The 11,190-nt window shown below is 36.8% G+C and carries 13 protein-coding genes; 12 read left to right on the top strand and 1 reads right to left on the bottom strand.

The window, feature by feature from the left end; genetic code table 11:
* The first annotated feature begins 34 nt into the window (after nucleotides 1-34).
* The 7 genes from RRB46_RS05410 to RRB46_RS05380 all read left to right on the top strand — a co-directional run bounded on the left by RRB46_RS05410 (nucleotide 35) and on the right by RRB46_RS05380 (nucleotide 6,416).
* A complete protein-coding gene (locus RRB46_RS05410) occupies nucleotides 35-658 on the top strand; it encodes a class I SAM-dependent methyltransferase (protein WP_311537773.1) in 624 nt (207 codons plus the stop codon).
* 18 nt (nucleotides 659-676) lie between these two features.
* Complete coding sequence (locus RRB46_RS05405; protein WP_311537772.1) at nucleotides 677-1,684, top strand: hypothetical protein; 1,008 nt, start codon at nucleotides 677-679, stop codon at nucleotides 1,682-1,684.
* A 64-nt stretch (nucleotides 1,685-1,748) separates the two neighbouring features.
* Entirely contained in the window at nucleotides 1,749-2,909 is a 1,161-nt protein-coding gene (locus RRB46_RS05400) for a nucleotide sugar dehydrogenase (protein ID WP_297690286.1), read from the top strand.
* Between the two features lie 4 nt (nucleotides 2,910-2,913).
* Nucleotides 2,914-3,591 carry a hydrolase gene (locus tag RRB46_RS05395; RefSeq protein ID WP_311537771.1) on the top strand — a complete coding sequence of 226 codons (678 nt, stop codon included), beginning with the start codon at nucleotides 2,914-2,916 and terminating at the stop codon, nucleotides 3,589-3,591.
* Nucleotides 3,591-4,523, top strand: a complete 933-nt coding sequence (locus tag RRB46_RS05390; protein ID WP_311537770.1) for a P1 family peptidase — start codon at nucleotides 3,591-3,593, stop codon at nucleotides 4,521-4,523. The genes RRB46_RS05395 and RRB46_RS05390 overlap by 1 nt, the downstream gene beginning before the upstream one ends.
* A gap of 364 nt (nucleotides 4,524-4,887) precedes the next feature.
* On the top strand, nucleotides 4,888-6,090 hold the full coding sequence (locus RRB46_RS05385) for a cation:proton antiporter (protein ID WP_311537769.1): 1,203 nt from the start codon (nucleotides 4,888-4,890) through the stop codon (nucleotides 6,088-6,090).
* Entirely contained in the window at nucleotides 6,087-6,416 is a 330-nt protein-coding gene (locus RRB46_RS05380; RefSeq protein WP_265237587.1) for a P-II family nitrogen regulator, read from the top strand. The genes RRB46_RS05385 and RRB46_RS05380 overlap by 4 nt, the downstream gene beginning before the upstream one ends.
* An 84-nt stretch (nucleotides 6,417-6,500) precedes the next feature.
* On the opposite strand, the gene RRB46_RS05375 is transcribed toward RRB46_RS05380, so the two are convergent.
* Nucleotides 6,501-7,250, bottom strand: coding sequence for an SDR family oxidoreductase (locus tag RRB46_RS05375; protein WP_311537768.1), 750 nt, complete (start codon nucleotides 7,248-7,250; stop codon nucleotides 6,501-6,503).
* A gap of 158 nt (nucleotides 7,251-7,408) precedes the next feature.
* Between RRB46_RS05375 and rpsF the strand changes: the two genes are divergently transcribed.
* The 5 genes from rpsF (at nucleotide 7,409) to RRB46_RS05350 (ending at nucleotide 11,162) form a co-directional block, all read left to right on the top strand.
* Nucleotides 7,409-7,693 (top strand): 30S ribosomal protein S6, encoded by a 285-nt coding sequence (gene rpsF / locus RRB46_RS05370; protein ID WP_106459874.1) that lies wholly within the window; start codon nucleotides 7,409-7,411, stop codon nucleotides 7,691-7,693.
* 1 nt (nucleotide 7,694) lies between these two features.
* Nucleotides 7,695-8,237 (top strand): single-stranded DNA-binding protein, encoded by a 543-nt coding sequence (locus RRB46_RS05365; RefSeq protein ID WP_311537767.1) that lies wholly within the window; start codon nucleotides 7,695-7,697, stop codon nucleotides 8,235-8,237.
* Nucleotides 8,238-8,258: 21 nt separating this feature from the next.
* Nucleotides 8,259-8,486, top strand: a complete 228-nt coding sequence (gene rpsR, locus RRB46_RS05360) for a 30S ribosomal protein S18 (RefSeq protein WP_106459876.1) — start codon at nucleotides 8,259-8,261, stop codon at nucleotides 8,484-8,486.
* Nucleotides 8,487-8,796: 310 nt separating this feature from the next.
* Nucleotides 8,797-10,761 carry a sodium-translocating pyrophosphatase gene (locus tag RRB46_RS05355; RefSeq protein WP_296127939.1) on the top strand — a complete coding sequence of 655 codons (1,965 nt, stop codon included), beginning with the start codon at nucleotides 8,797-8,799 and terminating at the stop codon, nucleotides 10,759-10,761.
* A 62-nt stretch (nucleotides 10,762-10,823) separates the two neighbouring features.
* Nucleotides 10,824-11,162: a hypothetical protein gene (locus RRB46_RS05350; RefSeq protein ID WP_296127936.1), complete on the top strand. Its 339-nt coding sequence runs from the start codon at nucleotides 10,824-10,826 to the stop codon at nucleotides 11,160-11,162.
* The last annotated feature ends 28 nt before the right edge of the window (nucleotides 11,163-11,190 follow it).

The following is an 11,190-nucleotide window of genomic DNA, read 5'->3' as shown; positions in this document are numbered from 1 at the left end:
TTATAATAAGTGAGTTTTAAACTTGGAGGAGATAATGCTAGATAATAAAGGATTTGACTTATGGGCGAAAACTTTTGATCAGATAGTAGAAGAAACTGATGATGAAAAGTCCTATCCCTTTGCCGGTTATAAGGAAATTATAAATGAGATTTATAAGAGGATTTTAAATTCTAAAGCTCATAGGGTATTAGACCTGGGCTTTGGCACAGGAAGGCTAGCTCATGCCCTATATGACCAGGGTCTTGAAATTTTCGGCCAAGATTTTTCAGAAGAGATGCTAAAGCTAGCTAAAGATAAGATGCCAAAAGCAAATTTATACTTGGGAAATCTTGCTGATGGCCTAGCTAGTGGTTTGATTGATAAAAAATATGATGCCATTGTTGGAACATATTCCCTCCACCATTTGGATGATGAAAAGAAAGTGGCCCTTATAAAGTTTTTACTTACTCTCCTAAATGATGGCGGGAAAATTTATATAGGGGATGTCGCCTTTGAAAGCCGTAAGGATTTGGAAGCTTGTAAGAGAGAAGCGGAAAAATATTGGGATTATGATGAGATTTATTTTGTATATGATGAAATAAAAAAATCCTTTCCTGATATAAACTTTGAAAAATTTTCCTTTTGTGCAGGCCTTTTGACCCTTGCTAAACAAATTTAAGAAAAATAGAAAGATGATATGGGCGAGATAATAATTATAGGGACTGACCTAAAGGATTTTAAGAAATTACAAGTAAATACAAGGTTTTATAAGTATTTGGGTGCTGATTTTATAATTATAAGGCCCTTTGATAAGCTTAATGAGGCGGGGATAAAAGAGATTTTAAAACTAAATGATTATTATAAGAAGCAAGACTTGGGATTTGGCCTAGGCTTTCAACTTAAAGATTTGATGGCGGATTTACTTTCTAAACCTGCTTCAGCCATTGATTTTTCTGATCCGAAAATTAGAAAAAGCCTTTATCATTTTATTGAATATTTAATTAAGCATGGGATTTCATTTTTTAATTTAGAAGTCCTGGAAGATCTCAAAAGTCCAAGTGTCGGAATTTTTGAAGCTGTAAGAGAGCTTAACAAAAATACCTTTTTCAATAAGGAAATTATAAGCTTGGGGACTTTCAAAAACCAAAGTCTTGATATCAGGTCCCTATCAAATCCCAAGCTTCCTGGCCTTAGCCTAATTGGCTATAAAGGACAAGTAAGAGATTTACTTAAGCTTAGTTTAAATTTTAGGGAAACTGGGTCGCAACTCTGCTTGACTTATACAAATTTCTGGCAGGATGGAATTAATTTTAGAAATTATCCAATCTATGCAAAGAGGATGATTTACATGACCTTATTTTTCCTAAAATCTAGCCTTTATGTAAATGAGAGTGATTTAGATTTTGATGATGTGATATTTTTACGAAAGCTGTTTGCTCTTAAAGGCAAAATCGCTAGGGTAAGAAGCCTTAGGAAAATTCTCCCAAAAGAATCTGAAATTATAGCCTTCATTAGGCAGGGAGATGACGAAAAGATTTTGTTCTTAGCAAATAAGGGCCAAAATGAAGTCTTAATTGATATAGGCTACCAGGTTATGGATTACAAAGACTATCAATATTTGATAGGTTCTTATACATCAAGGAGTCTTTATAGAAATATCCTCTTAAGGCCCTACGAAGCAGTCGCTTTTATGAGGTCTAAATAATTGTAAAAGTAGCTAAATATTGTAAAATCAAATATAGATAAGTCAGGAGACATCAGGAGGAAATATGAAAATTGTTGTACTTGGCATGGGCTATGTGGGCCTTTCAAATGCTATTTTGCTAGCTCAATCAGAAGAGGTGGTTGGGGTAGATGTAAGTAAAGAAAAAGTTGACCTTATCAATAACAATATATCACCAATTAAGGATGATTACATAGAAAACTATCTTAAGAATAAAGAATTAAATCTAGTAGCAAAGACCAGTGGAGTAGATGATTTTAAAGACAGCGACCTAGTAATCCTTGCCCTTCCTACAAATTATGATGAGGAGGAGTCTTATTTTGACACATCCTTCTTAGACGATGCTATAAAGGAGATTAAGGCTATAAGGAAAGACTTGCCAATCCTTATAAAATCAACTATTCCAATAGGTTATACTCAGAAGGTGAACGACCTTTATGGATGTGACAATATAATATTTTCGCCAGAATTTTTAAGAGAGGGCAGGGCCCTTTACGATTCTTTGAATCCTTCTAGGATTATTGTCTCAAATGAAGGGGGCTTTGGGGAGAAAATCGGAAGTCTTTATAAGAAAGAAGCCCTAAATGACCCGGAACTTATTCTTATGGGCTCAAGCGAGGCTGAGGCTGTAAAGCTATTTGCCAATACTTACCTTGCCTTAAGGGTGGCCTTTTTTAACGAGCTAGATTCCTTTAGCTTGGCCAAGGGCCTTGACTCTAAAAATATTATAAGGGGTGTGTCAGCTGATCCAAGGATTGGTGACCATTACAATAACCCATCTTTTGGTTATGGTGGTTACTGCTTGCCAAAGGATACCAAGCAGCTTTATGCCAACTTTGCCGGTATACCAAACGCCTTATTTAAGGCAATTATTGATGCCAATGACATCAGAAAAGATTATCTAAGCAGAGACATTATGGATAAGAAGCCAAACTTAATCGGCATTTATAGGCTAGTTATGAAAAAGGGTTCAGATAATTTTAGAAAGTCTGCCATCTTTGACGTGATAGAAAATCTCAAAAAAGAGGGAGCAAATTTAATTATATATGAGCCAAATATTGACGGCGATGATTTTGAAGGCATGAAGGTAGTTAATAATATAGAAGAATTTAAAAAGGCAGACCTAATCTTAGCAAATAGGCTTGAAGACGAGCTTATAGATGTAAGGGATAGAGTCTACACTAGAGATTTATTTAACAGGGATTAAAATTATGACAGAGAAAAAATTCGTACCTGAGGTACATTCCAAACTTAGAAAATCATTTATATCAGTGCCAGAAGAAATCTATAAGGCAAGCGGGATCAAGATTTTTGATAAGAGAATTAAGTCTCTGCTTTTTACGACAGACCTTGCCATAATTAGAAATTCAAATGCGGACTCAATTATGGCCGTTTACCCATATACGCCCCTTAATTCTATAACAGAATCAATTATATCAATTGCAAGCGTACCTTGCTTTATAGGAGTGGGTGGGGGAACAACTCAAGGACCTAGGTCAAGAGCGATAGCCTATTATGCTGAGCTTGCAGGAGCCTATGGAGTGGTTGTAAATGGGCCGATTCCTCACGAAGATATAGAAGCGATTTCTAAATTTGTTGACATACCAGTCATAGCGACTGTGACCTCGCTTAAGGATGATTATAAGGCTAAAATTGCGGCAGGAGCAGAGATTTTAAATGTATCAGGAGGTAAATATACAGCAGACCTCGTAGCCCACATTAGGGCTGACATTGGAGATAAGTTCCCAATTATTGCCACTGGAGGTAAAGATGGTAAATCTATAATGGAAACTATCGATGCTGGTGCAAATGCCATCTCCTACACCCCACCTTCATCATCAGATGTCTTTGGGTCAATGATGGATAAGTATAGAAACGAGGACATTTAATGTATAAGGGATATTTTACTGATGTTGGAAATATTAAGCTAGGCCACGCCCAAGATTTAGAGGGAGGAACGGGACTAAGTATAATCCTTCCTGATCCAGGTAATACTGCAGGAGTCGATGTAAGGGGAGGGGCGCCAGGTACAAGAGAGACTGACCTTTTAAATCCCCTAAACCAAGTTTCAGAGCTAAGCGGTCTAATCCTATCAGGCGGATCTGCTTATGGACTTGAGGCCTCTTCAGCCTTGATGAAAATCCTAGAAAAGGAAGGCGTCGGCTTTAATGTAGGTGTGGGAGTTGTGCCAATAATTAGCCAGGCGGTCTTATTTGATTTAGCCTATAAAAATCCTAAGGCTAGACCAAATGCAGCCATGACCCAAGAGGCCTTTGATAAGGCGACCTACCAAGATAAAAGCCAGGGCCTTGTTGGGGCAGGATGCGGGGCTACAGTTGCCAAGGGCCTTGGGCCAGAACACTTGATGAAATCAGGCCTTGGCCAAGCATCAATTAAAAAGGGAGACTTAGTTGTATCTGCAATCGTGGCTGTAAATGCCTTTGGAGATATCTATGATTACCATAAGGGCCTTCAAATTGCAGGACCAATCCTAGATGGCAAGATGGTCAAAACTATGGATTACCTGGATCAAATCCTAGGTTCTTTTGCTGATATCAAGCCAACTAACACAACCATCGGAGCAGTAGCAACCAATGCGACCTTTAATAAGACAGAGCTTACAAAGATTGCTGGCATGGCTCATGATGGCTATGCTAGATCGATTAATCCAGTCCACACCATGATGGATGGGGATACAATATTTTCCCTTGCTACAAATAAAGTTAAGGCAGATATAAACTTAGTAGGTGCCTTGGCAGCTGATGTCATGAGCAAGGCCATTGCCAATGCTATTTATAGCTTAGGAGAAATTGAAAATTAGTATTTAAGTTAAAAAATCTAGGAGATACTAATCTCAAAGAGAAGACAAAATCCAAAAACGCTTATCCAACTACAGAAATTTAGAAATTCTAAATCTCATAATCCTGTAAATCGCAAACTCGCTAAGGCTCAAACAGTGCGATTTACGGTCGGATTATTTTGATTTGAATTTCTTGAAATTTCTTTCGAATGGAACGCTTCCTTTTGGATTTTGTCGCTTTTTAAAAAATCTAAGACTAGTCCACCTAGTCTTTTTCTTTGCCTATAAATTGACAAGATTAGCTTATATTTACTTGCATAGTATAATATATATGTATTATAATATATCTTATAAAATTATGAAAAAAGGATGGAGGAGGATTTTATTGGATATTCAGATTAAATTAGCCCTGATGATTTTTTTGGGAATTATTGGAGGCAAGATTTCACGAAGGTTTAAATTGCCAAATGTCACTGGTTATATAGTGGCTGGTTTGTTATTAGGACCTTCATTTTTAAATGTTTTAAGTGAGGCTAATCAACCTATGGTCGACTTTGTAAATGAGTTTGCCCTAGGAATTATTGCTTTTTCGATTGGAAGTGAGTTTAGGCTAGAAGATTTGAAAAAACTTGGCAAGGACGTCTTTGTAATTACAGTCTTTGAGGTCCTTGGGGTCTTGATTTTAGTATTTTCTGTCATGTATTTTATTTTGGACAAGTCTTTTGTTTTTTCAATTATCATAGCTTCTATGTCAGCAGCTACTGCTCCAGCAGGGACAATGATGGTTATTAGACAATTTAGGGCCTATGGGCCACTTACCAAGACAATTTTACCAGTTGCAGCCCTTGATGATGTCTTGGGAATTATAAGCTTTGGAGTTTCTATGTCCTTGGCCAAATTTGCAATCGGAGAAAAGAGCTTATCAATACCGATGATGATACTTAGTCCGCTGATAGAAATTGCCCTGTCATTTTTATTGGGACTTTTAATTGGCTTAGTCTTTACCTATTTGATTAAGAAAGTCAGAACAAAGGAAGATGAGCTTTCTGCAATTATTACAGTAATTTTATTATCAACAGGTCTTGCTAACTATTTCAAGCTTTCGCCACTTTTGGTGAATATGGTTGTGGGTGGAGTCCTTGTAAATTATCATAACAATTCAAGAAAGGTTTTTGATAATATCAATGATTTTGCCCCACCTATCAATCTCTTATTTTTCACCTTTGCAGGTGCTAAGCTTGACCTATCAGTCCTTATGTCAATAGGATCACTTGGAATATTTTATGCCTTATCAAGGGCGGCTGGGAAAATTTCTGGAGCATCGCTTGGAGCTAAGCTTGTGGGTGCTGAAGAGACTGTTGTCAAATGGCTGGGCCTTTCGCTTTTATCGCAAGGCGGGATTTCTATCGGTTTATCAATGATTGTAGCAAGAGAATTACCAGACTTTGCTAATGAGATAATCACAGTTATTTTATTTTCAGTCTTGGTATTTGAAATCCTAGGACCAATTCTTGCCAAGGTCTCAATTACAAAGGCAGGCGAGGTAGATGGTTTGAAAAGAAAGCTAGTAAAGGAGAAAAAGTCATGAAGGCACTATTTTTAGTTTTAAATAAGACAGAAAAATTAAATGACATCTTAGAAAAATTCGTAGAAGTGGGTGTTACAGGGGCGACAATCCTTGATTCCCAGGGTATGGGATCGGCCCTTATTGAAGGAGAAATACCACTTTTTGGTGGAGTTTTAAGGTCGGTTATGGATAATAATAGACCTTATAATAAGACGATTTTTACCCTTCTTGATGACGAAGACCTAAGGGCAGCAAAGGATGCTGTTAAGGAAGTCCTAGGTGATATGAACCAGCCTGGAGTAGGCTTGATGTTTTCTATAGATGTGGGAGATGTCGTTGGAATATAAAGATTAAGAGGCTTGAGCCTCTTTTTTCTTGCCCAAATAAAAAATTCCTAATCCAAAAATGGATCTAGGAATTTTTTATATATATTACATAAAGGTTGCCCCGTCACAGTAGAGGATTTCTCCAGATACGTAGGAAGCCATATCGCTTGCTAAAAATAGGACGGAATTTGCAACATCTTCTGGTTCGCCAATCCTTTTTAGCGGAATCATTTGTTTAACAGGTTCTATTTGCTCTTTTGGAAGGACTTTGACCATATCTGTGTTTGTAACACCAGGAGCAATTGCATTTACCCTAATTCCATGTGGTCCTAGTTCTCTTGCAAGGGAGATAGTTAGGCCATTTATAGCAAATTTACTTGCTGGGTAGGCAACTCCAAGTTGTTGGCCATTTTTACTTACCATTGATGAGAAGTTTACAATTACCCCGCCCTTCTTCTCTATGAAATGAGGCAGGAGCTTGTGAATCATATTGTAAGTTCCATTTACATTTATATTCATTACATTGGCAAAATGAGCAAGGTCAGCATCAAGGCTTGGTATATTATCTGAGACACCTGCACAGTTTACTAGGATATCAACCTTGCCGAAGTCACTTAGGACTTTTTCTACAAATTCTTTTACACTTTCTTCATCTGTAAGCTTTGGCCAGTAACCCTTAAAATTTTCCTGATCATATTTTTCGCTTAAGTTTGCAAGAGCCTTGTTTGCAGATTCTTCCCTTGAGCCGAGGACAGCAACTTTTGCCCCATTATCTAAAAATTTTTCTGCAACAGCATAACCAATACCTCTTGATGAGCCAGTTATGATTGCAACTTTTCCTTCTAATAATTTCATATTTGCCTCCTTTATTTCTTAATTAATACTTACCCCATTTAAACGATAAATATCCTAAAAGATATTATTTGACATAGAGATGCAAAAGGAGTATTATTACTAGGAATTCTCTACTCCGTAGTATAAACGGGGTCAATAGTCCATAGGGAGGTGAAAATATGAATATATATGAAGCAGTATTGATTTTCAAAACTGACTTAGCTGATGCTGACAGAGTAGCTCTTCTTGATAGATTTAAAGGTCATATCGAAGAAAATGGCGAAGTTGTATCAGTTGATGATTGGGGAAAGAGAAGACTAGCATATGAAATTAACGATCTTAAAGATGGTTATTACTATATCGTAGACTTCAAAGCTGAACCAGATCACATCAAAGAATTCGAAAGAAGATTAAGACTTTCTGACTCAATTCTTAGATATATGGTTATAAGAAAAGAGGACTAATTTGAATAAGGTTATACTGATAGGTCGCTTAACAAGGGACCCAGAGTTAAGGTACACACAATCAAACCAAGCGGTTTGTACATTCAATTTAGCTATTGATAGAAGATTAAGCAGAGAAAGAAGAGAAGAAGCGGAAGCATCTAATCGTCAAACAGCGGATTTTCCAAGAATCACAGTTTGGGGTAGACAAGGCGAAAATGCCTCTAAATACCTCAGTAAAGGAAGTCAATGTGCAGTAGAAGGTAGGATCCAAACAGGAAGCTACCAGGATAGAGAAACAGGTAAGACTGTATATACAACAGATGTTGTTGCCGACAATGTTGAGTTTTTAGGCTCAAGAAATGACGGCCAAAGATCATCAAATCACGGATCTTTCCCAGGTGACAACCAAGATACCTATAATAACAATTATTCTCAAACTAATAACTACCAAAATCAAAACTACAATCAACAAAACCAAGGTTCAAATAACTTTGGTGGCAATGATGACTTTTTTGATGATGACTTTACTGAAATCCAAGACGATGGAAGAATTCCCTTCTAGATTATAGAGAAAGGAATAACAATGGCAGTAAGAAGATTTAAACCAAGAAAAAAGGTTGATCCATTTGTTAAAGACCCATCTAAAGTAATAGATTACAAAGATATCGAAACTCTTAAAAGATTTATTACTGACAGAGGTAAGATTCTTCCAAGAAGAGTTACAGGTCTTAACGCTAAACACCAAAGAGAAATAACAAGAGCAATCAAAAGAGCTAGACAAGTAGCTTTATTGCCTTACGAAGAACAATAAGAATAATAAAAAATACACAAATTTCAATAAGCAATTAGAAGGGGTGCGCCGGCATCCTTTTTTATTTGTAATATTTGGCTTATTTAGAAAAATTGACCTTAATTTGTCAAAAACTTAAGCTTTTTTATAGTTTTTGGCTGAAATATAAGTATAATTAAGTATATAATATGGGACACTATGATTTTAAGGATGTTACTCTTTTATAGATATTTAATTGGCTTATAGCTTAGAAGAATTTTCTATAAAAGACTTTTGTAGTTAATTCTTAAATTATATAGACCATAAAATTTAATAATATTAAGGAGGAAGTATGTTTATAGAAATTTTATCCCTCTTTGTAGCTATTTTGGCCTTAGTCCTAATGGCTTTCAACATAAGAGAGAGGATATTACCTGTTTCTAAAGGCTCAGAAAGAATGAGCGAGATATCAGGTTATATCAAAAACGGAGCTATGACCTTTATTTCAAGTGAGTATAAGTTTATCGCTATTTTTGTAGTTGTAGTTTCAATCCTTATAGCAATTTTCCTAGATTATAGGATTATGATTTGCTATATAGTAGGTTCAGCTTTTTCAATGCTAACAGGCTTTATAGGAATGCTTACAGCGACAGAATCTAACGTAAGATGCGCTAATGAAGCCATGGAAGGTGGTAGATCTAGAGCCCTAAAGCTAGCCTTTACAGGTGGTTCAGTAATGGGTCTTGCTGTAACAGGACTTGGATTTTTAGGTCTTGTAGTAAGCTTTATGATCTTTAGAGATCCAGCAATTGTTATGGGTTATTCCCTAGGTGCCTCATCTGTAGCCCTATTTGCTAGAGTGGGTGGTGGTATCTATACAAAGGCTGCTGACCTTGGTGCGGACCTTGTAGGTAAGGTTGAAGCAGGAATTCCAGAAGATGACCCAAGAAATCCAGCAGTAATTGCAGATAACGTTGGAGATAACGTAGGTGATGTTGCAGGTATGGGAGCAGACTTATTTGAATCCTATGCAGGAGCAATCATCTCAGCTATAACCCTAGGTCTTGTATCTTATGGTGAAGTAGGACTTAAATTTACCCTACTACTAGTATCAATCGGAATCCTTGCATCAATTGCAGCAACAATTCTTTTCCTAGGAAAGAAACACAAGAGTCCACAATCAGCTCTAATGCAAACAATCTACCTATCAGGTGCTATAGTTATTGTAGCAGCTTTAATCCTTTCCTTATCATATTTTGGAAACTTAAAAGCAGCCCTAGCTATAATTACAGGTATCATAGTAGGTATTTTGATAGGACTATTGACAGAAATTTATACATCAGATCATTATAAATTTGTAAAGAATATAGCAGAAGAATCAAAAACAGGTGTTGCAACAAACATCATAGCAGGTCTATCAACAGGAATGCTTTCAACAGTTTATCCAATAATCCTTATAGGACTTGGAATAATTGTAGCCTTCTGGGCAGACGGAGTCTTTGGTATAGCTCTATCAGCCGTAGGAATGCTTTCAACAACAGCAACAACTGTAACAGTAGATGCTTACGGACCAATCACAGATAATGCTGGAGGAATCGCTGAAATGGCCAAACTTCCAAGCCAAGTTAGAGATATAACAGACGAATTAGACTCAATTGGTAACACAACAGCAGCTATTGGTAAGGGTTTTGCTATAGGATCAGCAGCCCTAACAGCCCTATCACTTTTTGTAACATATTCTGAAACTCTAAAGCTAGAAACAATCTCAATCCTAGATTCTAAGGTAGTAGCAGGAATGTTCGTAGGTGGTATGCTACCATTCTTATTCTCAGCCCTAACCATGAACTCAGTAGGTAAGGCTGCAACAGAAATGATTGAAGAAGTAAGAAGACAATTTAAAAACGACCCAGGTCTACTCGAAGGAACAAGCGAACCAGATTATCAAAAATGTATTGAAATCTCAACAGCAGCATCCCTAAAAGAAATGATTATACCAGGCGTACTTGCCATAGTAGTACCAATCTTTGTAGGAAAAGTATTCGGACCAGAAACCCTAGGTGGCCTTCTTGCAGGAGCTCTAGTAACAGGAGTATTACTTGCAATCTTCATGTCAAATGCAGGTGGTGCTTGGGACAATGCCAAAAAACACATCGAAACTCTAGATGGAGAATTTGGTAAGGGTTCTGAAGCTCACAAAGCAAGTGTCGTGGGAGATACAGTAGGTGACCCATTCAAAGACACCTCAGGCCCATCACTAAACATCCTAATCAAGCTAATGACAGTAGTATCAGTAGTTTGTGCAGGCTTATTTATCTAAAACATCAAACGGCGGTTTAAAAACTGCCGTTTTTTTGATATAATCAAATAAAGGAGCAAGTCATGAGCATATATTTATTTGAATACCTAGTCCAAATCCTAGGTGGCCTTGGCCTAAGCTATTTTAGGGGCTATGGGGACCTAGAATTCATATTTTTTATCATATACATAGCAGGCATCATAATGATGGTCTATCACAATTACAAAATCATGGACAAAAGCTGGATGGCCTACATAAACTTTGACCTAATCTTTGTAATAATAGTAATAGGAATCCCCAAATCATTTGACCTAAACGGCTTTGAAATACCAATCATGGTTATAGTAGGCTTAATTTATGCCTATTTGATGGATAAGAAGAAGCATAAAGAAGTTGAAGGTAAGGGTGATATTTTAAAATAGCTAATGATAGGAGATATGGATATTAAAA

The organism is uncultured Anaerococcus sp. (assembly GCF_963512375.1).
Taxonomy (GTDB): domain Bacteria; phylum Bacillota; class Clostridia; order Tissierellales; family Peptoniphilaceae; genus Anaerococcus.
Note: the sequence above shows the minus strand (reverse complement) of the source record. Positions and strands in the feature narration are given on the sequence as shown.

Excerpts from the sequence above, each read along its gene's own strand:
- RRB46_RS05410 (WP_311537773.1), top strand. The coding sequence starts at position 35 with ATGCTAGATAATAAAGGATTTGACTTATGGGCGAAAACTTTTGATCAG.
- RRB46_RS05405 (WP_311537772.1), top strand. The coding sequence starts at position 677 with ATGGGCGAGATAATAATTATAGGGACTGACCTAAAGGATTTTAAGAAA.
- RRB46_RS05400 (WP_297690286.1), top strand. The coding sequence starts at position 1,749 with ATGAAAATTGTTGTACTTGGCATGGGCTATGTGGGCCTTTCAAATGCT.
- RRB46_RS05395 (WP_311537771.1), top strand. The coding sequence starts at position 2,914 with ATGACAGAGAAAAAATTCGTACCTGAGGTACATTCCAAACTTAGAAAA.
- RRB46_RS05390 (WP_311537770.1), top strand. The coding sequence starts at position 3,591 with ATGTATAAGGGATATTTTACTGATGTTGGAAATATTAAGCTAGGCCAC.
- RRB46_RS05380 (WP_265237587.1), top strand. The coding sequence starts at position 6,087 with ATGAAGGCACTATTTTTAGTTTTAAATAAGACAGAAAAATTAAATGAC.
- RRB46_RS05375 (WP_311537768.1), bottom strand. The coding sequence starts at position 7,250 with ATGAAATTATTAGAAGGAAAAGTTGCAATCATAACTGGCTCATCAAGA.
- rpsF (WP_106459874.1), top strand. The coding sequence starts at position 7,409 with ATGAATATATATGAAGCAGTATTGATTTTCAAAACTGACTTAGCTGAT.
- rpsR (WP_106459876.1), top strand. The coding sequence starts at position 8,259 with ATGGCAGTAAGAAGATTTAAACCAAGAAAAAAGGTTGATCCATTTGTT.
- RRB46_RS05355 (WP_296127939.1), top strand. The coding sequence starts at position 8,797 with ATGTTTATAGAAATTTTATCCCTCTTTGTAGCTATTTTGGCCTTAGTC.
- RRB46_RS05350 (WP_296127936.1), top strand. The coding sequence starts at position 10,824 with ATGAGCATATATTTATTTGAATACCTAGTCCAAATCCTAGGTGGCCTT.